Source organism: Lysinibacillus sp. BSL11 (assembly GCF_052928325.1).
On record NZ_JAVGCX010000013.1, the window covers coordinates 62508 to 87847 of the forward strand.

The window sequence follows — 25340 nt, forward strand, 5'->3', positions numbered from 1 at the left end:
AATTTTATGTTTCAATCGCTAATTTTTGTGGGAATCATCACCTCCTAAAAACAGAAAAAGACCCTATGAGAACAAGCTCATAAAGTCCGTTGTATACAAAATATAACTGTGGATTAGACATCATTATGCTTCTCTTTTATCGCAAAAGGGCATCACTAAATGAACCCTATAATTAAAAAAATTATAGGATGGCCCCTTTATTAAATTCATTGGAATTTAATTAGCGATAATTAGTTTTAGCATAAAAAAGCTAATCTCCCTTCTGTTTTTAAGAATACTATTATATTACCGTTATTTGTTAGATATGTCTACATGATGAAAATAAATGAAATAAGTATAGAATACCCCTTTAAAGCCTATTCTATAAACGAAGTTAGCAATGAAGGGAGCCTACCATTTACTATGAAATTTAAACTACCTTTCAACAAACAACAACAACCAGTTCAAGAGGCGCCTAAAGAAAATCTTGTGAGAGTTGCACATGCCACAGATCATTTTATTCAATCGATTAAAAATGCAACGAATCATCCAGCCGATTTAATCATTAAATCTCTTCCACCAAACGTCACCCTTATTTACATCGATAATCTGATTGATGATCAGACTTTAAATAATGATATTATTGCTAATTTACAGAGCAAGCCTCATGATACCCCCGAGGCAATTGAGGTGGCCCTTTCTATTGCAGAAGTTAGTCAAACCGGTCTACTAAGGGAAACCGTAGAATTGATGGTCAATGGTCATGTTGTGATACACATAGATGGTTTTCCACAGACTATTTTAGCCAATATCGCTAGCAGAGAGTCTAGAGCATTGTCAGCGCCTGAAAATGAATCGCAGGTAATAGGTACACAGGTTGGATTTAATGAGAGTCTATCTACCAATGTTTCCTTGATTCGTCGCTACATAGTGAGTCCTAATCTTTGTAATGAAAAAGTAAAAATTGGTGCAAGGACAAGTACCTCTGTCTCTCTTTTATATATGCGTGGCATTGCCAATGATCAAATGGTTCAAACAATGCGTCAACGAATCACAGATCTTTATATCGATGAGCTTATCGATAGTGCCGTATTAGCTGAAATGATTGATGATAATTCACTATCTGTCTTTCCACAAATGCTTTTGACGGAAAGACCTGACAGATTTTGTGATGGCATTTTAGACGGGAAAATTGGGGTTCTCGTAGATGGTAGTTCAATGGCTATCGTTTGCCCCCAAGGATTTACTGAGTTTTTTCAAAGTCAAGAAGATCAAAATTTAAGGTGGCAAATTGCTACTTTTCTTCGTTTATTACGACTGGCTGCCTTCTTTTTATCTGTTTATTTAACACCGTTTTATGTGGCAGCTCTGACATTTCACTATGAAGTGATTCCACAAGCCTTTCTCGTACCATTAAGTGAATCAAGGGCTTTGGTTCCTTTCCCACCCATATTTGAGGCTTTGCTGCTGGAATTTATTATTGAACTACTGAGAGAAGCAGGAGCCAGATTACCAACAAAAATTGGACAAACAATTGGTATCGTTGGTGGTATCGTTATTGGAACAGCTGCTGTACAGGCGGGGATTACCAGTAATATATTGCTGATTATCATTGCGTTAAGTGCCCTAGCCTCTTTTACATCGCCAAGTTATATGATGGGCAATGTGATTCGTCTTATTCGCTTCCCTATTATTATACTTGCAGGATTTTGGGGTTTTTATGGTATCATGCTGGCTTTTTGTTTTATTCTTATTCATTTGTTACGTCAGTCAAGCTTGGGTGCTCCTTACATGTCGCCCTTCTATCCACCGAGGTTGAAGGAAATGCGGGATAGTATTATTAGAATGCCTGTCCCATTAACAGCGAAAAGACCTGCTTTGACAAGACCAAAGGATGAGCATAAATTTGTCCCAGAGCCAGTGAAACCTGATAAAAGTTGAACTGAAGGTGAAATAAATGGCAAAACCTATACAACTTAGCCCTAAAGATATGATTAATGCTTATTTGCTTTTTTTTGTGGTACACGGTGCTCAAATTGGGGTTGGTATACAGGGATTTCAACGCATTATCTATCAGGATGCTAGACAGGATGCATGGATTTCTGTTCTACTGGCTGGGATTGCCACACATCTTGTTACGTTTTGTATGATTAAAACGTTAGAAATTTACGGCTCTGATGATCTTTACGGAATTCAAATTGATATTTTTGGCAAATGGATTGGCAATTTTTTAAATGCAATTTATGTCATCTATTGCTCTGTGGCGTTCTTTTCAGTTTTACGAAATTATATTGAAGTTATACAAGCATGGATTTTTCCTAGCATCGAGACCTGGTTCCTGTCAGCAACTTTATTAATTATTATTATCTATGCCTTTACAGGAGGGCTTCGTGTCATTGTAGGCGTGTCTTTTTTTAGTATCATTCTCTCCCTATGGATTTTCCCAATGTTAGCCTTTCCCATGAAATATGCTACAGTAGAAAGCCTTTTCCCTATTTTAGAAAATGATATTCGCTCTATTTTAAAAGGGGCACAATCAATGACCTTTACCATTATCGGCTTTGAAATACTAAACGTAATTTACCCCTTTGTAAAAGACAAGAAAAAAATTAGAAAACCTGTTCATTTAGGACTATTAGCTACAACCATCATCTATTTAGCCGTGATGATGGTGTCCATTGCATATTACAGTGAAGGCAAGCTATTGAAAACGATATGGGCAACCTTGACATTATTTAGTTTTATCAGCTTCCCCTTTATGGAACGCTTTGAATTTGTAGCTGTTTGTTTTTGGATGCTAATCATTTTACCGAATCTATGTCTGTACTTATGGGCTGCGTACCGCGGAGCAATTCGTTTATTCCCGATAAGTGAAAAGTCGTTTGTTTGGCTATTTTCATTCATCGTTCTAATTGGAACATTATTGGTTCAAACACGGACACAGATTAATACAATTAACACGGTGTTTGGACAAATTGCATTCTACGTAATTTTTGTCTACCCTATTTTACTTTGGTCAATAGCACGACTAAAGAAGAACTTCACATCAAAGAAGGTGAAAAAGAATGAACAAACTTAGAGGAAGATGGATGATTCTTCTCTCCTTTGTTTTTTTATATGGATGTGCACAAACCAATATTTTGGATAAAGTTGGATTAACTACTTTAGTCGGCTATGATGTAGGAACAGAGGATAAAATAAAGACAACAGCTGTTATTCGTGAAGTAAATCCCGAATTTCAAAGCAATGTGGAAGTTCTGTCTACAGAAAACGATACGAGTAAAGGAAATCGGATGGAAGCCAATCGTAAGCTTTCAAAAAAAATCATGGTTGGTCAAATGAGAGTCATCCTATTTGGAGAGGAATTGGCAAAAAAAGACCTTCGCTATTATATTGATACAAACTTAGAAAATGCTAGTGTCAGCAATGGAATCTTTATGGCTATTGCGGAAGGTGAAACAGAAACATTACTGAAATACGAATATCAAAATATTGAGGATATTGGGCAGCATATTTTTAGGTTAATTGAACAAAATGTCAAGCAGGAATACATGATTTCTTCTACACTTCATCAAATTGCCCATGATTTCTATTCATCTGGGAAAGATTTTGCCATGCCTATTATTAAAAGAGATGACGAGCTGGTGGAATTAAGTGGGATAGCTCTTTTTAAAGGCAGCAAAATGGTCAGTACCCTTCCAGCAAAAGATAGCTTTTACGTAAAGATTGTCAGAGATACCTTTAAAGTAGGTTTATATGAAACCGTTCTGGAAAACGAAGATGTACCTTCCGAAATTCTTCAAAAGCCTGCCAATAAAATAACCGTAGCATTTGATGCAATCCAGTCGAAACGAGAAATGAAGTTAGTTGATGCGGATACGCCAACATTTGACCTGAACGTCAAAATCAAATCAAGAGTATTAGAGGTGTACCCTGATATCAATCAAGGGGACCCCAAAAGTGTGGCAGCACTGGAAAAAGCAATCGAGAAAAAATTGTCAAAGGAAATACGTAGAGTGATTGCTCATAGTCAGGAAGTTGAGTCTGACATCTTTGGCTTTGGTGAGAAATATCGAAGCGAAGTAAGACATTCTAAGCTAACAAAGGATAAATGGCAAAAAATATATAAAGACATGAAGGTAAATGTCCATGTTGATTTTACAATTTTAAGAGATGGAGTTTTTGAATAACTAGTGAAATGGTTGCCCTGTCATAACCGATAAAAAGTTTTGGAAAAAATGTTCATAATGAATATCAAAAGCAATACGATGCTTTTTTTCGCCATTATTATTTTCATAAGGTCTTGTCTCGGCAATACTTTGCCCCCTTGCAGGTCCTTCTAACTTATCGACAACGGTTACAGGATAGGACTCATAAATAAACATGTCAGGATAAATGACTGCCATTAGTGTTAACGCATCATGCACGGGACTTCCTAGAAGTGAGGGGTCCCGTTCTTTATAAAAACGTGTATAGTATTCCATTAAGGGCTTTAGAATTTTTGTTTTGCCAAAGGAGTCAATATAGTCCACCATCCCAGGTGTGACAATGGCCTTTTGTGTCGCATTTAAAGGGATGATTGTCACATTCGTTGCATAGGTAAGCACAATATTAACGGCAAAGGGATCACCATGGAAATTCGCTTCAGCCACTGTCGTTACATTACCTGGCACCCAAAATGCTCCACCCATAATATAAAATTCCTTGATATTTTTCATAAGCTCTTTATAAAGGATAAGCATCGTGGCTAGTGAGGTTAATCGCCCAATATTAACAATAATTAGCTCATCATGCTTATACCTTTCAATAATGTTGACGATTTCAAAAAAGTTCTCAATTTTTAATTCGTGATCATCATTTGGGATGATGGGTCCAAGACCTCGTTCACCATGAATTTCTGGGTAATAGGTCGGCTGCTCTCCTGTTAAGGGTACTTCTGCTCCTAAGATCACAGGAATACCTTGAGGGAAGTCGAACAATTTCATGACATAATAAATATTGGATACCGCATCCTCTCGCGATACATTGCCATAATCTGCAACGAGTCCCACAATTTCTATTTCTTGATTAAGCCGTGCGTAGATCAATGCCACCGTATCATCAATGCCAATATCCCCGAATAACAGCACTTTTTTTACCAAACTATGTCCTCCCTTTTACTACCATTACTGTTATCTTTATAGTAATCAAAGATGACACGAATTATGAATTTTTGTGGAAAAATGAGTGAGTAATTCTAGTCCAACGAAAGAAACCCATATGCCGAAGCACATGGGTTTGATGATTTAGTGATTTGATTGAAGGAACTGATAGACTGCCATCATTTCCTGCTTATTCAATTCGCGTATACGATTAAAAATAGGAATATTGGCAACGGCCTCAAGATGGGAGCCCTCTGTCACAACATCGCTTACAGTACCAGTTAGCCATGTTTCCACATCAATGCCATCAACGATTTGCTGGCGTCCTTCCTCATTAATGCCACTTGCGCCACAGCTTACACAGGGCACGGTTAATTTATGGACTCCATCATGCAGTCCATCTTCAGAGAGCACCTTTTTCCCTTTACAGAATGGACAGGAATGACTGGCTTTGACTTTATTGATTTGGGTTACGATTTTCTTGTAGCCAAATGCTTCATATACATATGTTAGTTTTTTATATTTACCATTCGTAAAATATTGATCGATGATGGTTTCTCTTGTCTCCTGTATATTGGCAAAATCACAGATGGTCACTTGATTTTTATGGCTGATGCGCTCTAGATTATCTTTGATTTTGTTCCAAAAAGGAAAAGCGTTTTGTAGTACGATTTCATAGCCGACAAAGCTTGCCAGCTCTAATTCCAGCATTTTTAGGGATACCTGTGTTTCCCTTGGCAATAAGGAAACATCTTGTAGCAGTGACATGTCTCCGCCAACGATGGCTTTGATTTTTTCTAGTTGTGGTAAGTTGCCTACAATGTTGATGACTTCATCAAGCGGTTGACGAATTAAGTTACGAATATCTGTGTTCCCAAATCGTAATTTCTTTTGGTGGTTGAGCACAGAACCATGACAAATTGGGCATGGCACCATTTCTCTTGTTTCCTTCATTTGCTCTTTAATAATGGATTTTGAAATCACGATATAACGACCAATAATAAAATTAAAGCCCTCCCACTTTTTCGAGGATTTTGTTGCCTTATCATAAAAGGACTTGTCCCAATAACCATATAAAAATGTATGCTTTTCCTCCTCAGTCATATCATGATAGCTTTTACTAATGTCCTGACCAAGCTCGATTTTAATCTGCTCAAAGAGAAATTCTAATTTAGAATGTTGATAGTATTTTAAAACCTCCATTATATCGGGATGTAGTAGGCCGTCCCAAAATGGCACGTTTTTATCTTGCACCACAAGATCAAAATCGAATTTTTCAATTTCTAATCGACCAGAGCAGCTAGGACAATGATTTTCTTGGCTATAAAAATCGAAGCTTCTCGTATCCTTATTTGTTGGATGAGCAGCCACAATATGATTGATAAGACCAGCTATTTCATACAGGAAACTATATTGGCTATATAAATGTCTTTCCAAATCAATGGCAACAACAGGGGCAATTTTGTTAGATTCATATTCACCGTAAATCAGACGAGCCATGGAAGATAAGCTTTTTAAGATGCCACCTTTATATATATTTTCCGCATTTTTGAAATAGCTAATATGGTTGTTTTCTAAGTATTGAATGCCATTCCTTAATGCGAGCGTAGATGTGATTTGTAATGGAGCTGAAACCCTTGAATGATTATCCTGATTAAAATAATCTTCATGGCTAACTACATTTAGATGTGTTACAGGCTCCTGCTGTCTTTTACCGAAGTCAACAACAAAATCAGAGCTTTCCAGCATATAGGCATTATGCTCAATCATGATGATGGAGATAGATTCATCCTCTAGGATATCCCTTACACTATCGATAAATTGGTTTAGAATGTTCTGAGATAGCCCTTTAGATGGCTCATCAAAAATAAATAATGTATGGGGATTACGAGAGTTGGCAAATAACTCTGAGACTAGATGCACACATTGGAATTCACCAGTCGATAGAGATTGCGTTTTTCTCTCAAGCGTTAAGTAGCCTAGTCCAAGCTTAATCAATAAGCTTAAGCGTTTATGTGCGATATCTTCATTAGGTAGTTCATCGATAATATCTTCAATCGAGCGCTGGAAAATATCATCAATGTCCTCACTATATTTTGTTAGTTTCTTTTTAATATCGAGGAATGTTGCGACAGTGGAACGACTCGTAATGGATTGGTTACGATCTTGCCCAACCATCACGAGTTTGTCCTTTGGATAGCGTTTGATAAAATCTTTAGCAATACACTCATTAACAAGCGTTGATTTCCCACAACCAGACTCTCCTGTAAAGGTAACAAGTCGATTTTGTGGAATGTCTATTGCATCTATTTGGATATTACGGCAATACAAATCTCGGAATTGATAATAGGATATGGGTGCTGCTGGATTTCGTCCCCAATAGATAGGCTTTGGTCGTGGAGATTCTTCAACGATTTTTCCTCCGTATTTTCCACTACCTGGTCCGAAGAATAGATGCTCGTCTGCCGTGTCTAACACGGTATCAGAATGATCAATCAACCAAATTTGGTTTTTTGCGCCTAGTTGTTGAATTTGCTCTAAAATTTTTAGTAAGGTGTTATGGTCAAGACCCACAGAAATTTCATCAACAATAATCACGGTGTTTTCGCTTGTTGCCATGAATTCTGCTAAGTACAGCCTTGTTAATTCTCCACCTGATAAAGTCCCCATAATACGATTTAAGGTTAAGTAGCCAATATTCATTTGCATAATATTATGCAGAATATGCTGTTTTTCTTCACTGATATTTAATTCTTTTGATAAGGAATAGATGGCCTCTATACTTAAATGATGAATATCAGAAATACTATAGGGCTCATTCCATAAAGTGATTTTATACTGCTCTACTTCTGGACTATAGCGCTTACCCAAACATTTTTTACATTCTACATTTTTTGTCGTGCCTCGCCCCTTACATGCAGGACACCAGCCTAATGCATTGTTAAAGGAAAACATCTCTGGCGATAGCTGAAACTCATCTGCCAGTCGATTACGAATTTCTTTAAAAACACCTGTATGAGTACCAATTGTGGAACGTGGATTGCTAGAGATCGAGGATTTTCCTAGAAAAAGTACAAGGGGCATGTCCTCCATTTTGATGGCACTGAAGTTCGTTTCCATAATGTTTGGAAATAAATATTGATATTCAGCCTTTGGCAATAAAGAAACAAGCCGTTTTTTGGATTCTTCTCCAATCGTTTGACAAAATGTCGTCTTCCCTGAACCAGACAAACCTGCTATGGCTAAAGATTGATCGTCGGATAAAACGACATCTAGACGGTTAATATTATTGGCAATTAGTTCATTAATTTTCATTTAGTTATCCTTCCATTTAAGAAAATTAAAAGATGGGACTGAACATGAAAGAACACAATTCTTGCTACTGAATTGCGCTCTTCTTGCTGTTATTTAATTTATACTACGCTAATACTTTTTCAAGCTGTGCACTCATATTTGTCCAAGCATATTTTGCTCCCTCGATTGCACCTTGACGCGCTTTCGTTTCTTCGCTGAAGCCACCTTGATCAAGATGAAGCTGAGTCGAGCCATCTGCTTCCTGTGTTAATGTCCATATAACTGTTGTTGTTTCGCCAGCACTTGTCCAAGTATAAGATAATTTGTGAGGCTCTTCCACTTCCAGTACCTCACAGTCTACAATACCGTCCCACCATTCATTTGGTTCAGCACGGAATTGGAATTTATGTCCTACAACTGGTTGGAAGTCATTGCTCCAGATCCATTTTGCTAGTGTATCTGAGTCTGTTAAAGCATGCCATACTTGTTCAATGGAACTTGTAAATTTAAAATCTAATGATACATCTGGTTTCATTTTTTTTCCTCCAATAATAGCTGTAATTTCGCGATTCTTTCTTTCCAAAAACCTTCATAAAACGATACCCAATCTTGTATTTCTTTCAATGGAGCTGCATTCAATCGATATCTCGTCTCTCTACCTTCCTTGCGTGCAATGACGAGGCCTGCATCTTTCAGGATGGCTAAATGCTTCGAAACAGCCGTACGCCCCATATCAAATTGAGCGGTTAATTCGTGAAGCGGTAACTCATCTACCTCTGCCAATAAACGGATCAACTTTCGTCTTGTAGGGTCAGCAATGGCTACATAAACGTCACGCTCTTGATGATTGTTATTCAAAACCACCACCCTTTCTAATAGGACACTGATTGGTGTCTTAATTATATGACACCAATCAGTGTCCAGTCAAATATTATTTTGGTCAAAGTGTTAGGAGTTCTATACCTACAAGGAAAAACTAGCTGAAATACAAAAAAGTACAGAGGAGAGCCTGTGTACTTTCGGGTAATTATTCATTTGTTATGGATATCCCACGTTCGTAGCAAGAGACAAATGTTATAATGATGTCGATGTTCATATGAGCCAATGTTGAATTCAACCTATTATTCCTTTTACCTAGAAATAGTTAAAATATCTTACTCCTAATCAACTTGTTTCAATATATTTTCAATCGTTGTTAAACGTTTATTTATTTCTTGAATCTGTTGCTGTTGCAATTGAGCTGATTCTTTCTCTATTTTTAGGCGTTCCTCTGCACGGCGTTCCACTCGTCGAAAGATACTAATAACAAATACAAAAATAAAAACAAGTACTAGAAGTGGAAGTAAACCAAAGAACGCTGAAAATATGGTAAGTGTTGTTGATGACATATAATAAAACTCCTTTCATAAAATCTGCACTCTCTCGCAAGTTGGCTAACATATTGTTTTTCTTGATGAAGAATTGCAATAATATTTAATCGATAAGGATTGGACAAGCACCCAAAACTGTTAATAATTCATCACCTTTTCATATGTAATAATTTTATTATATATAAAAAAAATAACAATACACCTCAAAATAAAAACCCTTATTGTTATGAATTGCGCATGGCAATAAGGGTTTTCTGATGTAAATTTATGCTAGCTCTAAAGGTAAAAAGGCGTAGTCTCCATCTTTTATAACGGAACCTTTACGCACCGCAATTGGCTGCTGGAAAAGAGGTCCATCAATGACGGTCGTATGGAATTCGCCGCCTTCTCCGCATGGGTCAATGCTCCGGGCTTCAAGCTCCTTTACATAATCAGGGGTAAGCACACGCCCTAAATCGTCCTCCGTCATGCCCAAGGATAGGTTGACCGTGACAATCATTGTAATAAATCCTAAGTGAATAAATTCATCGACAGCCTCACGATGGTTCATCTCCCACAATGGCATGCCTAGCTTTAAACCTACCTTTTTAGTGACTTTGTCGTGCCAGCAGCCATGTTCAGGCATATCTAAGTCTCCTGTTACTAATACTTCAGCTCCCTGCTGCTTTGCATTTACTAATAAACCTACAAATACTTCTTCATAATCAGCCCAGCTTGCTGCAGCAGTATAGACTGGCAGCCCAATAGAGTCAGCTTGTGCCTGGATTAGCGCAGGTGGCATCCCGTGGGATCTTGAACGTTTTCCTTCTTCCTCCAGCATCACGATAAGCCCCATTGCTTGGCCCACCTGTGATGCTTTATATAAAGCTAAAACACTATCCTTGCCACCACTAAATGAAGCTATAAATGTGCGATTTTGTGCATTCTGTTTCCAGCCTGTTGTGTTGGTCATTTCCTTGTCTCCTTTTACTGTTCATCAAGATATATGCTTCTAGCATCCTCGTCAAAAAACTCTATGATCGATGGATAATTGTTAATGTTAATATTTCCCTCTTTTAAAATCTTTTGCATAAAGATGGTATCGACAAAAATTTTATTGATAATCATCCTACAAATTGATGGTGAATCATGGAAATACGCTATTAACTGAATAAGGTCATCAAAGTGAAAAGTCAAAATATAAGTGACATAATTCTGTAATAGCATACTAAAGCAATGCTCACGATAAGGATTCGATTGATGATCGAATAGAAAGCTATGAAGCAATTGATAGAATGCCTTATTATTTTGATTAAACATATGTAAAAAATCATCTATATTGTTAATTAGATGTAGGTACTCTATGCCATCTTCAAATGGCATAACGAATCTTTTTGATTTTCCTTCGATGCTTCTCAATAGTTCGATTGTCAGCTTCTTGCAAGCATTTATCTCATGTGGTGTTAATAATGTTCGGTCATGCTTATGCTTACAAATATAATCATGATAATGAGAAAAATATTGCTCCATATTGATATTCGTTTTAGCATGAATTAAAGTTCCTTCTTTGAACGAAAAAGCGTAAAGCGTTTCCTCATTCACTGGATGGGTATACAGATAGAAAAAGAATAAAAAGTCCTTTAACTGTTGTTTCTGCTCTTTGTTGAGTATCGTAATATGCTCTAATTGAGCAAGTTGAAAGAAGCAATAGTTTTTCATAAAATCATTCATCTTGTTATACGGGTTCCGTGGAATTATTCTAGTTGTTGCATTTATCGTGTAGAGCAAATAATAGCATACTTGCTCATCATAAACATCTAGCTGCTTGAAAAAAGATGTAAGCATAGGCTGCCAGTCTGGCTTTTGAACATAATGCGGATTTTGTGGTTGAAATGCCTCTGCCCATTCCAAAAATGTCCCCTGTTCGTGATCAATAAAAAAGAGCTCTGCGCTAGTATCTTCTAATAAAACATATTCGAAATCATTCATTTGAACAGCTGGTAATCCCCGGTTAAATTTGATATTAAGGTAGTTATCAAATACTTCTTGTAATACTGTCATTCATATCCTCATTTCTTTAGGATTTTTCAGAAGCAAACGTCCCTTTATTTTATCACAATCATGATGAGAACTTGGCGATATACGCTAAGGTTTAGACAGAGTGAAGGAAACACCATTATGAGTGATGAAGGCTGTTCGTTGGATCAATGCCTGGAGAAACAGGAGTGAGAATTTTAAAATTTGGTATAAGAGTTTCCGGTAAGAAAGCATAGCGTGTTATTGTTCACCATCTTAACATGAAAAACCCGAACTAATTATAAAACAACCAAGTGTGCTTCATAATTGTTCGGGCTTGCTTCATATGGCTTTATTAATTAATAAGCTTGCGCAAACCAAACTGTATGTTTTGCTTCGTTTCCACAGCCAATACATGTGGTTTTCGTTGTTGGTGGATTGAATGGAATATTGCGAGATGTGTATTTCGTCTCTTCCTTCACTTTTTCTTCACATGCATCCTCGCCACACCATCCAGCAAGCACCCAGCCTGGGATTGTGCCATTGTCTTTTGCTGTGTCAATGTGCTGTTGCAATTGTGAAAGTGTGTCAATTGTTGTGTGAGCATTTGCTTCACGGAATTGACGAGCTTTTTCTAATAAGCGCGTTTGCATGGTTGTTAATTCTTCTTCAATAGCTGTGATGATAGTAGCTAATTCGACAGTTCGTTTTTCTTCTTCATCACGCGCTTTCAGTAAAGCTTGCTTGTTTTCTAGGTCACGTGGCCCTAATTCAACACGCACAGGCACGCCTTTTAGCTCCCATTCATTGAACTTATAGCCTGGCGATTGGTCTGAATCATCCAGACGTACACGAATACCCTTCGCTTTTAAGGCTGCAAAAATCTCATCTAAATGCTCCATGATTTGAGGGTTCTTTTTCCATGGCCCTACTGGAATTAAAACGACTTGTGTTGGTGCGATACGTGGAGGTAAAACAAGTCCCTGCTCATCACCATGCACCATAATAACCGAACCAATTAAACGTGTGGAAGTACCCCAAGATGTTGTGTGTACGTATTCGTGCTGGTTCGCTTTATTTAAATACTTGATATTAAAGGCTTCAGCAAATTTTGTTCCTAAATAATGGGATGTTCCTGCTTGCACAGCCTTGCCATTTTTCATCATTGCCTCAATAGAGTACGTATCGACAGCCCCTGCGAAACGCTCAGAAGGGGTTTTTTGTCCGTCATAGACAGGAATTGCTAGTACCTGTTCTACGACTTCTTTATAAATGTCTAGCATTTGCATTGTTTCCTGACGAGCATCGGTTTCATCTACATGCGCTGTATGCCCTTCTTGCCATAAAAATTCAGAGGTACGAATAAAAGGCAGTGTTTTCTTTTCCCAACGGAAGACATTTGCCCATTGATTGATCAGCACTGGTAGGTCACGGTAGCTTTTAATCCAATTAGAGTAAAGATGACCAATCATCGTCTCAGATGTTGGACGAAGGGCTAGCCGTTCTTCTAATTGTTCCCCTGCTGCCTCGGTTACCCAAGGAAGCTCAGGTGAGAACCCTTCGATATGATCCTTTTCCTTTTGGAAGAAGGATTCAGGAATAAGCATTGGGAAATAGGCATTACGATGTCCTGTCTCTTTAAAGCGACGATCCATCTCCTCCTGAATATGCTCCCAAATTTCATAGCCGTCTGGCTTAAAGGCGATACAGCCTCGAACAGGTGTATAATCCATTAAATCGGCTTTTTGGATGGTCTCGATATACCATTTCGAAAAATCTTCTAGTTGTTTTGACATGTGTTCTCCTCCAATTGTGTTAAATGAATACTTGTTCAACCCGTATGAAGATTTAGCTGAAGCAAGAAAAAAAAGCACAAAGCTGTCCTCAGAATAAGGACGTCTTTGTGCTGGAACGACGTGGTACCACCTTGATTTAGCTTTAAGTAGAATATAAAGCCCTCTCACGTTTGGTAACGAAAACGACTCGGTTATGTTTGCATAACATCTCCGTGGTAGGTGTTCAGTCAAGAAGCGGTGATATAGCTCTCAGCAGGTGCTATATTTTCTGTTTCACAATTCTTACTTACTTGGCCACATCATCAAAGGGTTTATCATGTTAACAGTTTTACTTTATCCCACTTTAGCAAAATCATTCAGGAATAGCAATTAATAACTGGATTTATTTGTGACAGTATTAACAATGAGATTCGTAAAATCTCCTACAGATAAAGGCTTACTGAAATAATAGCCCTGCACATACTCACATCCATGCTCACGCAGAACATTTAATTCAGCTTCCTCCTCTACACCTTCAGCTACTACTTGTAGGTTTAAGGCATGTGCTAATGAAATCATGGCTGAAATCATAGCGATTCCAGACTTCTCAGGTACGATATCACGGACAAAGGCACGATCAATTTTAAGCACATCCACCGGGAATTTTTTTAAGTAATTTAACGATGAATAGCCTGTCCCGAAATCATCTAATGAAATAGTTATACCTAGTTCTCGTAATTGCTTGATGGTATCAATTAAATCTTCCGTATAATCAAGCATACTCATCTCGGTAATTTCAATTTCTAATAAATTAGGGTCAATGCCTGTTTCTGCAATGACACTACGCACCATATCCACAAAGCCACCTGTACTAATATGAATTGGTGAAATATTCACAGCCACCCGCAATGATAGTTCATGTGCTTCATTCCACTGACGAGCTTGAGCACAGGCTTTACGTAAAACCCATACACCGATATCATTAATCAGTCCACAATCCTCTGCAAATGGAATAAAACGATCTGGCGGAATATGACCTAATACAGGGTCATACCAGCGTAGCAATGCCTCCATCCCAATAACAGAATCCGTTTTTAAGTCGATCTTAGGCTGATAATGTAATTCTAGACGATCTTGCTTTAATGCTTGATGTAATTTCGTTTCTAGTAAAAGCCATTTATCATTGGCCTCGTCCATATTATCGCGATAGAGGCGATATTGGTTACCACGTGTAGATTTTGCCGCATACATAGCAATATCCGCATTTTTCAATAATTCTTCCACAGAGTTTGCATGATCTGGGAATATACTGATGCCGATGCTGATACTTGCATAAAACTCATAGGTGTCGACAATAAAGCTTTCATTGAAGACGCTAATAATTTCCTTAGCCATTTCCTCAATGCGACTGACATCATTTAAAATCATGACAAATTCATCACTATTGTGGCGATAGAAAGAATTTGATGTATGATCAATATTGCGCAGACGATTCGACATTTCCACTAAAAACATATCGCCGATAATATGACCAAGTCCGTCGTTAATATGTTTGAAACGATTCACATCAATGAAAAATAACGCAAACTTCTCTCCTGTACGTCGAGATTGATGAAATTCATTTTCTAAACGCTGTTCTAATTTGCGACGATTTGGTAGCCCTGTTAGTTCATCATGATAGGCAATGTGAGTAATTTTTTTAATGTCCTTTTGCGCTGTAATATCTACGCGAATGGCAATATATTGATACGGCTTTCCTCGTTCATCTAGGAACGGGATAATCGTTGTTTTCACCCAATATAAACTGCCATCTTTCGCACGATTGCACACCTCGCCATTCCACATATCGCCATTACCGATTGTTTTCCACATCTCTCTAAAGAAAGATTTGGGATGAAAGCCTGAATTTAGTAAACGGTGATCTTGACCAACTAATTCTTCACGCGTATACTTCGAAATTTTACAAAAATGATCATTAACAAATGTAATTTTTCCGGTACGATCTGTAATCGCTACAATGATGGAACTATTCATGGCGGAAAAGATATCTTGTAATTCTTTTAGACTGTAGTTCATTTGATTAACACTACTAGGCGTGATATTCATCATTTTCATTCTCCATTCATTAAAATATGAAGGGTTTGGTACTTTTGCTTTATCTTACAGCGAGGTATAAAGTTGTGGTATATCGCCCTTTTTTATGTAATTATATTATAGTCTTAGAAAAGCAGTTAATTCAACCCAAATCTCAAAAACATTCAAAGCTGTATTTGACAGTTTTTAATAAAATAGACAAAAATTAGTGGATATAACCTCCTTGTAAATGTCTAAATATATAGTTATTTAATACTTTTGGACTACGTTAAATAGTTTATTTAGGCTATTTATCTTTTTAATACAAAATTTAAAAGTTTCATATAATAAGTTTTAATGTCTTGTAAAATTTTTGTTAAAGTAAAATACCTTACTGTCCCACATAGGAAGTAAGGCATTTTATATGTTAAGAGACCTCATATTCTATTGAACCCCCTATTGATTTCGCCTGCATGTTGTAGGCATCTAATTGCTCTTGGGATAAACTTGAAATGTAATAGTGAAAATTAATAGGCTCTAGCCCATGCTCCTCACATACTTGACGATAAAATTCATAACCTTCTCGATAATCTGTCATCCTCATAACTTCCTTTCACATTTGCTACTATATGTCTATTTTTTGTTATATAACAGAAATATTATTTGTTTAAAAATATATAACAGGTTACTGTACTTGTCAATGAATTATCTGAAATTTCTTGCTGAAATTACGAAAGCCCAGACCATTTTATTTAGTATGGCTGGGCTTTTCATAAAATATTCACGGCGGCTTCCGTCATAATCACTCCTTTTAAATTCCTAATTGTTTTGCTTGCATATTGTAAGCTGAAAGTTGTTGCTGTGATAATTGTAATACATAGTAACGGAAAGAAATTGGCTCCAATCCATAGCGCTCACACATTTCACAATAAAATTCATAACCATCACGATACTTTGACATTTATATTTCCTCCTCTAACGAAAACTGTTTTATAACAGTTGTTATTATTTTTATTTAATATATAACAGATTATGTAGCACGTCAAGAGATTATAACAGAAAAATTGAATAACAATAAAAGGAATTTAGCTCATCTCCTGTGGCCAAATTCCTTTCATACATGTTATTCTTTAACGATTTCTTGTAATTGCTTGATATGACGTTGCTCGTGCAAATAGACCATTTCAATCCATTGATCGAGTGGTAATTCGCCTAAAGCTGGGTGCTGCACAGCGCGCTTAGCTAATGCTTCAGGTTCCTCAATTGTTTGTAAAAAGCCGAGGAGGTTCTTTCTTGTTGTAGCTAGTAAATCTAGCATTGCTTGAACAGTGAAAGGTTCTTCTGCTGGCTCTACAATAGGCGGTGCTTGGAACTTTCTTGTTCGATCTAAGATGAGCTGAACATTTTTTCGAGCGGGTGTTGACTGTTCCTCTGCCTTTAATCCCCATGTAATGGCTTTCTTTGTTGCTTCCTCTACTAATACGAGATGATGACAGATTTGTGCCACACTCCAGCTTTGAGCATCTGGTTTCTTATTAAAGGCTGTATCATCCAATAAGTGAATTTCCTGAAGTAATTGTGTTCTTGTGGTATCGAGATGTTCTTTGACGTTTGACATCCTTGGCTCCCCTTTCATTAGGTCTTCTTCTATATATTCGATATGGAGGGGAGAAAATCATCTTTCACGAACAATATTAAATGGATTATTCTCTAAAACATGCTGTAGCTGCTCATCTTCAATATGGGTATAAATTTGCGTGGTTGCGACGCTAGAATGCCCCAAAATGTGCTGCAAACTACGGATATCTGCCCCTGCTTTATACATCATCGTTGCGGATGTATGGCGTAGCTTGTGTGGTGTAAGCCGTTCTTTTTGAAGACCTGATTGCTTATTAATACGTTTAACAATTTTGGCAACGGTTTGTCTTGTAAAGCGTGTTCCCTTTTGTGACACAAAAAGTGGCTCCTCGCCTTCTCCCTTATAGGGTGTCTTCCCACTGTTTTCATAGTCAGCAAGTGCCTGCATACAGCTATCATTTAAATAGACGGTGCGCTCTTTATTGCCCTTTCCCATTACGGTTAAATAACGTCCTTGAATGGATGTTTTATTAAGCTGACATAGCTCAGTGACACGTATTCCTAAATTTAAGAAAAACATCATCATGCAATAATTTCTCGGGGATGCCTGATTGCTTTTAATCCCATCTATAAATTGTGTAGCTTCTTGTAGGTTCATATAAATAGGTCGTTTTCTGCCTATCTTTGGTGTCTCTAATTCCTCTGCTGGATTTTCCTCGATAAGTCGACGTTTGCCTTTTAAATATTTAAAAAAGGATTTTAATGTGGCCACTTTTCGTGCTCGTGCAGCAGCAGAATTACCTCGCTGTACTTCACAATATTCCATGAATAAATAAAGATCCTCTAATGTCATTTCACGAATTTCTTCTATTGTAATAGTACCAATATCAATGGTAGCTAAATTCTCTATATCCAAGTCCTCCTGGACAGCTTTGTGGAAGCGGAAAAATAAGCTCAGGTCATATTCATATTCTTTTCTTGTGCGTTGAGACTTTCCTTTTATGGTTGTTAAATAGACCAGAAAATCCTTCATGAATTTTGGTTGCTTCATTTTTTGCATGCTCATCACCTCTATTTGCTCTATTTTACCATAAAAAACGTTCCCAAATATAAATTTGGGAACTTTATTGAAAAAAATGCCCTTTTTCGTACGTTAGAACAAATGTTCTGTTCGAAGGTAATAAAAAAACCCCTTTTTAAAAAGAGGATTTTTGTTACAACTATTTTGTGACAGTTATAGGATTTTAGGCATAAAGTTCACGGTAAATGAATATTAAAATCTAGTAGACTTTATTTGCTTTGTGAGACGCTTCGAAAAAACAATAGATGGGTAACTGTTCATGTCAATTCGTCTCACAACACACATGGCATTATTTTACAAAAACTGAATAATTGCCATCCTCTTGTTTTGTTAGTGACCAGTTTGTCGATAACATTTGCTGAAGTCTTGTGACTGTTTCCTCATCACACGTTAAATGCTGGATACCTGTTTCTACTAGTTGGTAATCCTTCCCTTCTTCTAATTGAAAGCGTAGCTGCAATAAACGTTGGATGCCTGGTAATGTTACATACTTGATTCGATAATGGCCATGGTATGCATCTAAGAACTGTTGTTCCCCTTCCTGATATAGAGCCATTGTCTCGCTAAATTCATAGTTTGGCACTTGTTCTTGCCAAGCTGATACATCCCCCGAACGCAAAGCTCGTAAAATTTCCTCGTCTGATAAATGTAATTTGGATAGTTTATCTAATTCATACGCTTGCATTAAATTAATGATGGTCATGGTTGTTAGCTCCTTTTATGTATTTATTCACAGTGTAACATGTTTTCTCTACTACTTGAATTCGGAGGCGATCCATATGATGAATTTATATGATTCTAGTCTGTTTTTCGATGAAATGTTTGATGGCAATAAGCCAAAGCCTCATTATCGATCTTTTCATCATAAGCTAACCTTTTTTTCGCGGGAGCAACTTGAAGAAAAATACCGTCAAGCGCAAGCTAGCTTTCTCAGACAAGGGATTACATTTACGGTATATGGTGCACAAGATGGAACAGAACGTACCATGCCTTTTGATTGTGTCCCAATTATTATTCCTCAAACCAAATGGGCCATGATTGAAGCAGGTGTCAAACAGCGCGTGGAGGCACTCAACAAATTTTTACAGGATGTTTATGGACAACAAAAGATCATTCAGGATGGTCTTATTCCGAGACAGCTTGTTGAAAATAATCCCTATTTCAAACCAACCATGAGAGGACTTCAAGTACCAATTGCGAATCATATATTTTTAGCAGGGATTGATTTAATTCGGGATGAAAAAGGCGATTATCATGTACTCGAAGATAATTTACGCAATCCTTCTGGCATTTCCTATGTCTTTGAAAATCGGGATGTGATGAAGGAAGTATACCCAGAATTTTTCTCCAAGCATACGATTCGACCTCTTGATAAACAAATGGCTTATATGAAAAAAGCACTTCTTGCCCATCGCCCACCTTCCATGCAAGCAGAAAGAGAGCCTAAAGCTGTACTCCTGACAGCAGGCATGTACAATTCTGCGTATTACGATCATGTTTTTTTAGCCCAGCATTTAAACATCCAGCTCGTGGAGGGCCGCGATTTAGTTGTACAGGATTTAAAGGTCTATATGAAAACCATTTATGGCCTACAGCAAATCGATATTATTTATCGTCGGATTGATGATGACTTTTTAGATCCTACTGTCTTTCGTGAGGATTCTTTATTAGGTGTTCCACATTTAATGGCTGCTTATCAAGCTGGTCATGTATCCATCTTGAATGCCGTTGGGAATGGAGTGGCAGATGATAAAGCAATGTATGCCTATGTGCCTGAGATGATTCGCTATTATTTACAGGAAGAACCTATTCTACCAAATGTGAAAACCTATCATCTAGAAGATGACAGTCAGCGTGAATGGGTGCTAGAGCATATTCACGAGCTCGTTATTAAAAACGTAGGAGCCTCTGGTGGCTATGACATGTTAATTGGTCCACATGCGAGTAAGGAAGAGATTGCTTTATTTAAGCAAAAAATTGTTGAGCAGCCCTATCAATACATTGCACAACCAACGATTAAATTGTCCAGAGCACCTGCCTTCCAGAATGGGCGATTTTACCCTTGCCATGTTGATTTACGTGTCTATGTTATGAAGGGTGAGGATTGCTATGTGTTGCCTGGCGGTTTATCCAGAGTGGCACTACAAGAAGGGTCTCTTGTTGTGAATTCATCTCAAGGGGGCGGTGCAAAGGATACGTGGATTTTAAAGGAGGAATTGCAGCATGCTAAGTCGAGTAGCCGACGCATTGTACTGGATGGCACGTTATAGTGAACGTACACAAACAAATGCACATATATTACAGGTACAGCTGTTGAATATGTTGGAGCAATCTGGGCAAGAACATGATTATATTGATCATTGGGAGGCTGTTTTAAATATTTGTGCCTCTAAGGAGGAGTATTTAGCAAATTACACAACGATTCGTGTTAACCCATTGATTGATTATCTTCTGTTTTCTGAGAAAAACGGTAATGCCCTTCATGCCACATTACGTGCTATTCGGGAAAATGCACGAGTTACACGTGATAGTATGCCAACGGAACTTTGGGAAATTCAAAATTCCTTTTATTTAACAAAGCAACAGTCCATACTAAAAAGAGAACGACCTATTCCACTCATTGCCCTTCAAGATTTTTTACAGGATGTGCGAAAGACTTTATGGATGGAGACAGGGTTAATTGAGGGTTCGATGGATCGCGATCTTCCCTTCTATTTTATGCAGGTCGGCAAATGGCTTGAACGAGCAGAAAAAACCATTCGGATGATCGTTATAATCGTAGAACAACAGAAGCTAACAGGTACGTCACTGTTAGAGGATGATGGTACCTTTTTATTGGATCTTTCTGCAGCAAGAGAATCTTTCATGCGAAAGCATCGCCAGACCAATTTACTAACGGTCATTCGCTATTTAGTCCAAGATGAGCATTTCCCATGTTCTGTGATGTTCTGTGTAAAGAAAATAGAAGAAGCCATAATGGCTATTGAACACGATTCTTTATCCTCACGATTTTTAACGCTTCAGTCGGATATTAGTAGCCTTGTTCTTGCAATCGATCATATTGATTTTTGGCAAATGACTATTGAGGAAACCCTAAAAATGATGGAGGAAAGATTGTCTCAATGTATGGCTTTTAGTGATGCCTTTTCGACAATCTATCATTTATATGAACCCAGCGTACAACCTTGAAAGGAATTCACCACAGCTCCCTTTCAACAGGCAAGTCAGTAAGCAGAAGGAAGCGGACACGATGAAATTTGAAATTCAGCATACAAATATTTTTCAATATGAGTCTGAAGTCGATCAAAGCTTGAATACTATTCGTTTAAAGCCGCGTAGTGATGAGCGTCAGCGATTGTTATCTTATCGAATTGCCATTACGCCATCCTCCCTAACCCGTGAGCATACGGATATTTGGGGCAATACAGTTGGTTCTTTTTATATACCAGAGCAACATCAAATCCTAGAAATTCATACATCTTCAATTGTTAGTATTCAGCGTGCACCATTTATTCATCGTATTCAATATTCGCCCGAAATGCAGACCATCTTTCACTCACAGCTATTCTATGAGCATTATTTACCGTATTTAAAAGCAACACATTTTACATTTATGACAGAGCAGCAATTAGAGGAAGTTTATCATGCGATCGGTCATGCTGAAAATCCTGTGCTCTTTTCGCTTAATTTAATGCAGTATTTATATTCTAGCTTTGAGTATGACCCGACAGCGACCGATGTAACCACAACAGCAAGTGAGGCATTTGCTTTAAAACGTGGTGTTTGTCAGGATTTCACCCATGTCATGCTTGCTGTTTTACGGGCGAAAGGAATACCAGCTCGCTATGTCAGTGGCTATCTATATGTCGATGAAAACTCAGCCCTTATCGGAGATATCGCTACACATGCCTGGGTAGAAGTCATGATTCCAGGTATCGGCTGGATCGGTCTTGATCCCACAAATAATGTGGAAGTATTAGAAAACCATATTATTTTATGTATTGGTCGCGATTATAGTGACATTAGCCCTGTGGAAGGGGTATATACAGGAGGCAAGCATGATTTAACAGTCAAAGTAAATGTCAAAGCATTGAATCATTTATAAAAGGCGTGCAGTAATGGTGATAAATCGCGATTACTGCACGCTTTTATTCTAGACGCTGCTGTCTTTCTGTTAGCACCCATTTCCGTACATAGCCCATTTCTAGTTGAATGTGCTCCAATGTTTTTTCCTGTTGAAACGCCCGTTGCATCACAGTATAACGCAAGTCAGTGGCTCTTACATTCTTCCCTATATCTTGTGACATCGTTTGAAAAATGCGTTCAACTGTTTTCGTAGTAATCGGCTTCGTTAAACTTGCCTCGCTTACCCAAACCCATTCCCCTACCTCTTGCTCATGTAAATTGGCTGTCTCTTTTTTATACTGTGCCAGCATGTCCATAAGGATCGGTGAACACTTTATTTCTCGACGTCCATTTCGATTGGCAATAAAAAGAGTCCCTTTTTCTTCATTAAAGTGAGTCCATTTCATTCGAACGAGCTCGGCAGGCTTACAACCCGTTTCCATCAACACTTGAACGATACAGCCATTACGTCTTGCCAGCCATGCATGCTCCTTTGTTTTAGCATATTGGAAATAGGTCGGCCATACGTTAGCAATTTGCATGATCTGCTTGTTTGTCAGTGCTTGCAGTGCCTCTTTTTGTCTTTTTTTCGGCTGTAAAATAGGCTGATAATCAAAAGGCTCCACCCATTCTCGTAAAAAAAGAAAGTCTACAAAGCCTCGTAATGTCGCTATTTTATGGTTAAAAGTATTGCTATTACTGTAGGTTTCCTTTAAATAGTCGCAGTAGAGCTGTAATAAATTTTTCAATTGATGATCTACATACAAGTAGTTTTGCTTATGGGCGAAATTTAAAAATTGCTGTCCATCCATATTGTATTGTTTTTTTGTAGCAGCACTTTTTTTCAAAGATTGTAGCAATAAATAGTAGCTATTCCATGCGTCCCTAAGTGCAACCATATGGCACCTCCTTGTTTGCTATGCGTGTGTTATTTATATTTTACTATATTTTGGGTGCGTAGGTTCAATTTCATTTTATCATATTGTAATGTCGGATAATCTGTATTTCTATAACATGAACCCGCTTCTACCATTCAAATGCCCCTTACGTATTGAAGAAACATATGTTCCTAAAGTAGTTTCTCATAATTTTTACTTTCTTACAATAGTAAATTCCGCTCCCCTGTTGTAGTACAATAAATGCTTACTATTCCCTACATTCTTGTATAACAACGCAATTTTATGTGAAAATTCGTATCATTTCGTGTTTAAGGTTAATTGTGTTATATAATAAAGATAGACACTAACATGTAGGAGGCTTTCCGATATGCAAGTAAAAACGACTCGACTGGAAGCAGAAGATGCGAAAATTATTTATCAAGAAACAGCTGGACTAGCGATTATTACGATTCATCGACCACAAGCAAAAAATGCTTTAACCGCAAACATGTGGGATCAATTAGCCAAGATTGCCCTACAAGTATTAGATAACCCGAAAAATAAAGTACTAATTTTACGAGGTTCTGGCCAAAACTTTACAGCGGGCTCTGATATTAAAGAGTTCAATGCCATTTCTCTTGAACAAGCTGAAGAAGCCTTCGTACATATGGAAAAAACCATTTCTACCATTGAGCGCCTCCCAATTCCAACGATTGGCGTTATCAATGGGCCTGCGATGGGCGCTGGCTTGGAATTAGCCTTAGCCTGCGATATCCGCATTGGCTCTGAAAAGGCCAAGCTCGGCATTCCTGTCGGTAAATTAGGCATCACCTTAAATAACAAATTTGCACAGCGTTTAGTCCAGCTTGTCGGTCCTGCCACAACCAAGGATTTAGTCTTTACAGGACGAATGTTTAAAGCAGAGGAAGCCTTCAAGCTTGGAATGCTTAACTACCTAGTAGCTGAAAAAGATTTAAATAAATACATGATTCGAATGGGTAAGCTGGTTGCAGGAATGTCGCCTGAATCCTTACTTGCCGTGAAGCAATCTGTTCAAGAATGTCTCGATAGTGTGCCGACCTTATGGCAAGGCTCTTCGCCATTTGTAGGCAGTGATTTCGCAGAGGGTTGTCGTGCCTTTGTGGAAAAACGCCAGCCACAGTTCACGCGCCAGCCTAAATGAAAAACAGGTACTCTTAACGCCAACGTGCGAGCGGAGTACCTGTTTTTTAAGCTTTTTTCTTTTGCAAAGCCGTTTTTACATGTACATGAATAGCATCTAATTCATAGCCAAAATGTAGATAAAAATCTTGCTGCACAGCTTGTTGTAATTCTACTAAACGCGCTGCTAATGGATAATCAATCGGCAACTTCACCTGTATAGTGAGGATAGCTTGAACCTGATCCCCTAGTATAAATTGTGCTTGCTCGACCTTTTGTACAATTGCCTGTTGGCTACAGCAGTATGTCAGTAGCTGTACATAAACAGGCTTGCTGATTTCTATATATTCCCGCTGAAAATCAGGACGTACAATCGTCGTTTCCCCGATTTTTTCTCGTTTCGAAGAAAAAATCTCCATGCCCTTTTGCACCAATCGTTTAAAGAAATTTTGCTCCACTTGTCTATATGGGATCGGCATAACATGCTTGCCCTGTGTTTGACGGATAAAGCGTGCTTTTTGAATTTCTTTCAATGAACGGACATCTTCTACATTATAATAGTGTTCAATCGGACCCAGCTCTAGCTGCTTGGCAATACTATTCGTCATTTTAGTTGATGTGCCTATCAGTAAAATAGATTGTACCTGATGATGAGCTAGCGCCTTTTGGACAGCCTCACGATGAACTGGATCTGTAAAAATGGCACGTCGTACAGCAGTAATTGTATTCTTTTCGAATTTAGCAGAAAGGCCTGCCACCCTGACGCCATTCACAATGAGTAATCCATCATCAACAATGGCCTCTACGCCTAATTTATGGGCAAAGGCAAGCGCACTTGTACTTTTACCTGTGCCGCTTGGTCCACTTAATGAATAAACCTTCACTGCCCT

General features: G+C 37.9%; 23 protein-coding genes. 7 read left to right on the forward strand and 16 right to left on the reverse strand.

Annotation, left to right across the window (positions count from 1 at the left end):
* Positions 1 to 402: 402 nt before the first annotated feature.
* The 3 genes from RCJ95_RS16080 to RCJ95_RS16090 are packed head-to-tail and all read left to right on the forward strand — an operon-like array spanning position 403 to position 4169.
* A complete protein-coding gene (locus RCJ95_RS16080) occupies positions 403 to 1920 on the forward strand; it encodes a spore germination protein (protein WP_221682023.1) in 1518 nt (505 codons plus the stop codon).
* A gap of 16 nt (positions 1921 to 1936) precedes the next feature.
* Positions 1937 to 3058, forward strand: a complete 1122-nt coding sequence (locus RCJ95_RS16085) for a GerAB/ArcD/ProY family transporter (protein WP_446722478.1) — start codon at positions 1937 to 1939, stop codon at positions 3056 to 3058.
* On the forward strand, positions 3045 to 4169 hold the full coding sequence (locus RCJ95_RS16090; RefSeq protein ID WP_221682028.1) for a Ger(x)C family spore germination protein: 1125 nt from the start codon (positions 3045 to 3047) through the stop codon (positions 4167 to 4169). Before RCJ95_RS16085 ends, RCJ95_RS16090 begins: the two co-directional genes overlap by 14 nt.
* Here the strand turns inward: RCJ95_RS16090 and RCJ95_RS16095 are convergent, their stop codons facing one another.
* From RCJ95_RS16095 to RCJ95_RS16160, 14 genes are all read right to left on the reverse strand, one after another.
* Positions 4170 to 5120, reverse strand: coding sequence for a nucleoside hydrolase (locus RCJ95_RS16095; protein WP_313150168.1), 951 nt, complete (start codon positions 5118 to 5120; stop codon positions 4170 to 4172).
* A 144-nt stretch (positions 5121 to 5264) separates the two neighbouring features.
* Entirely contained in the window at positions 5265 to 8435 is a 3171-nt protein-coding gene (locus RCJ95_RS16100) for an ATP-binding cassette domain-containing protein (RefSeq protein ID WP_446722479.1), read from the reverse strand.
* Between the two features lie 103 nt (positions 8436 to 8538).
* Positions 8539 to 8949 carry an SRPBCC family protein gene (locus RCJ95_RS16105; RefSeq protein ID WP_257522152.1) on the reverse strand — a complete coding sequence of 137 codons (411 nt, stop codon included), beginning with the start codon at positions 8947 to 8949 and terminating at the stop codon, positions 8539 to 8541.
* Positions 8946 to 9278, reverse strand: coding sequence for an ArsR/SmtB family transcription factor (locus RCJ95_RS16110; RefSeq protein WP_376747236.1), 333 nt, complete (start codon positions 9276 to 9278; stop codon positions 8946 to 8948). Before RCJ95_RS16110 ends, RCJ95_RS16105 begins: the two co-directional genes overlap by 4 nt.
* Positions 9279 to 9574: 296 nt before the next feature.
* The gene (locus RCJ95_RS16115; RefSeq protein WP_274773303.1) at positions 9575 to 9802 is read right to left on the reverse strand and encodes a hypothetical protein; all 228 of its coding nucleotides are present in this window, start codon (positions 9800 to 9802) and stop codon (positions 9575 to 9577) included.
* A gap of 247 nt (positions 9803 to 10049) precedes the next feature.
* The gene (locus RCJ95_RS16120; RefSeq protein WP_257522149.1) at positions 10050 to 10736 is read right to left on the reverse strand and encodes a Dph6-related ATP pyrophosphatase; all 687 of its coding nucleotides are present in this window, start codon (positions 10734 to 10736) and stop codon (positions 10050 to 10052) included.
* Positions 10737 to 10750: 14 nt separating this feature from the next.
* Positions 10751 to 11824, reverse strand: a complete 1074-nt coding sequence (locus tag RCJ95_RS16125; protein WP_446722480.1) for a hypothetical protein — start codon at positions 11822 to 11824, stop codon at positions 10751 to 10753.
* Between the two features lie 314 nt (positions 11825 to 12138).
* A complete protein-coding gene (gene proS, locus RCJ95_RS16130) occupies positions 12139 to 13575 on the reverse strand; it encodes a proline--tRNA ligase (protein WP_221682055.1) in 1437 nt (478 codons plus the stop codon).
* Positions 13576 to 13944: 369 nt separating this feature from the next.
* A complete protein-coding gene (locus RCJ95_RS16135; RefSeq protein ID WP_255601566.1) occupies positions 13945 to 15663 on the reverse strand; it encodes a putative bifunctional diguanylate cyclase/phosphodiesterase in 1719 nt (572 codons plus the stop codon).
* Between the two features lie 391 nt (positions 15664 to 16054).
* Entirely contained in the window at positions 16055 to 16225 is a 171-nt protein-coding gene (locus RCJ95_RS16140) for a hypothetical protein (protein WP_048392829.1), read from the reverse strand.
* 213 nt (positions 16226 to 16438) lie between these two features.
* A complete protein-coding gene (locus RCJ95_RS16145; RefSeq protein ID WP_004230023.1) occupies positions 16439 to 16588 on the reverse strand; it encodes a hypothetical protein in 150 nt (49 codons plus the stop codon).
* A 162-nt stretch (positions 16589 to 16750) separates the two neighbouring features.
* The gene (locus RCJ95_RS16150) at positions 16751 to 17245 is read right to left on the reverse strand and encodes a DinB family protein (protein ID WP_446722481.1); all 495 of its coding nucleotides are present in this window, start codon (positions 17243 to 17245) and stop codon (positions 16751 to 16753) included.
* A gap of 57 nt (positions 17246 to 17302) precedes the next feature.
* Complete coding sequence (locus RCJ95_RS16155) at positions 17303 to 18265, reverse strand: tyrosine recombinase XerC (RefSeq protein ID WP_221682070.1); 963 nt, start codon at positions 18263 to 18265, stop codon at positions 17303 to 17305.
* Between the two features lie 310 nt (positions 18266 to 18575).
* Complete coding sequence (locus RCJ95_RS16160) at positions 18576 to 18989, reverse strand: hypothetical protein (protein WP_221682072.1); 414 nt, start codon at positions 18987 to 18989, stop codon at positions 18576 to 18578.
* Positions 18990 to 19065: 76 nt separating this feature from the next.
* Between RCJ95_RS16160 and RCJ95_RS16165 the strand changes: the two genes are divergently transcribed.
* The 3 genes from RCJ95_RS16165 to RCJ95_RS16175 all read left to right on the forward strand — a co-directional run bounded on the left by RCJ95_RS16165 (position 19066) and on the right by RCJ95_RS16175 (position 22391).
* On the forward strand, positions 19066 to 20556 hold the full coding sequence (locus RCJ95_RS16165; protein ID WP_221682074.1) for a circularly permuted type 2 ATP-grasp protein: 1491 nt from the start codon (positions 19066 to 19068) through the stop codon (positions 20554 to 20556).
* Positions 20510 to 21475, forward strand: a complete 966-nt coding sequence (locus tag RCJ95_RS16170; protein ID WP_221682076.1) for an alpha-E domain-containing protein — start codon at positions 20510 to 20512, stop codon at positions 21473 to 21475. Before RCJ95_RS16165 ends, RCJ95_RS16170 begins: the two co-directional genes overlap by 47 nt.
* A 61-nt stretch (positions 21476 to 21536) precedes the next feature.
* A complete protein-coding gene (locus RCJ95_RS16175) occupies positions 21537 to 22391 on the forward strand; it encodes a transglutaminase family protein (RefSeq protein ID WP_221682078.1) in 855 nt (284 codons plus the stop codon).
* A 43-nt stretch (positions 22392 to 22434) separates the two neighbouring features.
* Here RCJ95_RS16175 and RCJ95_RS16180 read toward each other — a convergent pair whose 3' ends face one another.
* Entirely contained in the window at positions 22435 to 23310 is an 876-nt protein-coding gene (locus RCJ95_RS16180; RefSeq protein WP_446722482.1) for a tyrosine-type recombinase/integrase, read from the reverse strand.
* Between the two features lie 367 nt (positions 23311 to 23677).
* Between RCJ95_RS16180 and RCJ95_RS16185 the strand changes: the two genes are divergently transcribed.
* Positions 23678 to 24472, forward strand: coding sequence for an enoyl-CoA hydratase/isomerase family protein (locus tag RCJ95_RS16185; protein WP_004230036.1), 795 nt, complete (start codon positions 23678 to 23680; stop codon positions 24470 to 24472).
* A 46-nt stretch (positions 24473 to 24518) separates the two neighbouring features.
* On the opposite strand, the gene RCJ95_RS16190 is transcribed toward RCJ95_RS16185, so the two are convergent.
* Positions 24519 to 25334, reverse strand: a complete 816-nt coding sequence (locus tag RCJ95_RS16190; protein WP_221682098.1) for an ATP-binding protein — start codon at positions 25332 to 25334, stop codon at positions 24519 to 24521.
* Positions 25335 to 25340: the final 6 nt, after the last annotated feature.

Excerpts from the sequence above, each read along its gene's own strand:
- RCJ95_RS16105 (WP_257522152.1), bottom strand. The coding sequence starts at position 8,949 with ATGAAACCAGATGTATCATTAGATTTTAAATTTACAAGTTCCATTGAA.
- RCJ95_RS16085 (WP_446722478.1), top strand. The coding sequence starts at position 1,937 with ATGGCAAAACCTATACAACTTAGCCCTAAAGATATGATTAATGCTTAT.
- RCJ95_RS16080 (WP_221682023.1), top strand. The coding sequence starts at position 403 with ATGAAATTTAAACTACCTTTCAACAAACAACAACAACCAGTTCAAGAG.
- RCJ95_RS16135 (WP_255601566.1), bottom strand. The coding sequence starts at position 15,663 with ATGATGAATATCACGCCTAGTAGTGTTAATCAAATGAACTACAGTCTA.
- RCJ95_RS16180 (WP_446722482.1), bottom strand. The coding sequence starts at position 23,310 with ATGGTTGCACTTAGGGACGCATGGAATAGCTACTATTTATTGCTACAA.
- proS (WP_221682055.1), bottom strand. The coding sequence starts at position 13,575 with ATGTCAAAACAACTAGAAGATTTTTCGAAATGGTATATCGAGACCATC.
- RCJ95_RS16115 (WP_274773303.1), bottom strand. The coding sequence starts at position 9,802 with ATGTCATCAACAACACTTACCATATTTTCAGCGTTCTTTGGTTTACTT.
- RCJ95_RS16150 (WP_446722481.1), bottom strand. The coding sequence starts at position 17,245 with ATGTCAAACGTCAAAGAACATCTCGATACCACAAGAACACAATTACTT.
- RCJ95_RS16090 (WP_221682028.1), top strand. The coding sequence starts at position 3,045 with ATGAACAAACTTAGAGGAAGATGGATGATTCTTCTCTCCTTTGTTTTT.
- RCJ95_RS16155 (WP_221682070.1), bottom strand. The coding sequence starts at position 18,265 with ATGCAAAAAATGAAGCAACCAAAATTCATGAAGGATTTTCTGGTCTAT.
- RCJ95_RS16175 (WP_221682078.1), top strand. The coding sequence starts at position 21,537 with ATGAAATTTGAAATTCAGCATACAAATATTTTTCAATATGAGTCTGAA.
- RCJ95_RS16160 (WP_221682072.1), bottom strand. The coding sequence starts at position 18,989 with ATGACCATCATTAATTTAATGCAAGCGTATGAATTAGATAAACTATCC.
- RCJ95_RS16170 (WP_221682076.1), top strand. The coding sequence starts at position 20,510 with ATGCTAAGTCGAGTAGCCGACGCATTGTACTGGATGGCACGTTATAGT.
- RCJ95_RS16145 (WP_004230023.1), bottom strand. The coding sequence starts at position 16,588 with ATGTCAAAGTATCGTGATGGTTATGAATTTTATTGTGAAATGTGTGAG.
- RCJ95_RS16100 (WP_446722479.1), bottom strand. The coding sequence starts at position 8,435 with ATGAAAATTAATGAACTAATTGCCAATAATATTAACCGTCTAGATGTC.
- RCJ95_RS16165 (WP_221682074.1), top strand. The coding sequence starts at position 19,066 with ATGATGAATTTATATGATTCTAGTCTGTTTTTCGATGAAATGTTTGAT.
- RCJ95_RS16140 (WP_048392829.1), bottom strand. The coding sequence starts at position 16,225 with ATGACAGATTATCGAGAAGGTTATGAATTTTATCGTCAAGTATGTGAG.
- RCJ95_RS16120 (WP_257522149.1), bottom strand. The coding sequence starts at position 10,736 with ATGACCAACACAACAGGCTGGAAACAGAATGCACAAAATCGCACATTT.
- RCJ95_RS16125 (WP_446722480.1), bottom strand. The coding sequence starts at position 11,824 with ATGACAGTATTACAAGAAGTATTTGATAACTACCTTAATATCAAATTT.
- RCJ95_RS16185 (WP_004230036.1), top strand. The coding sequence starts at position 23,678 with ATGCAAGTAAAAACGACTCGACTGGAAGCAGAAGATGCGAAAATTATT.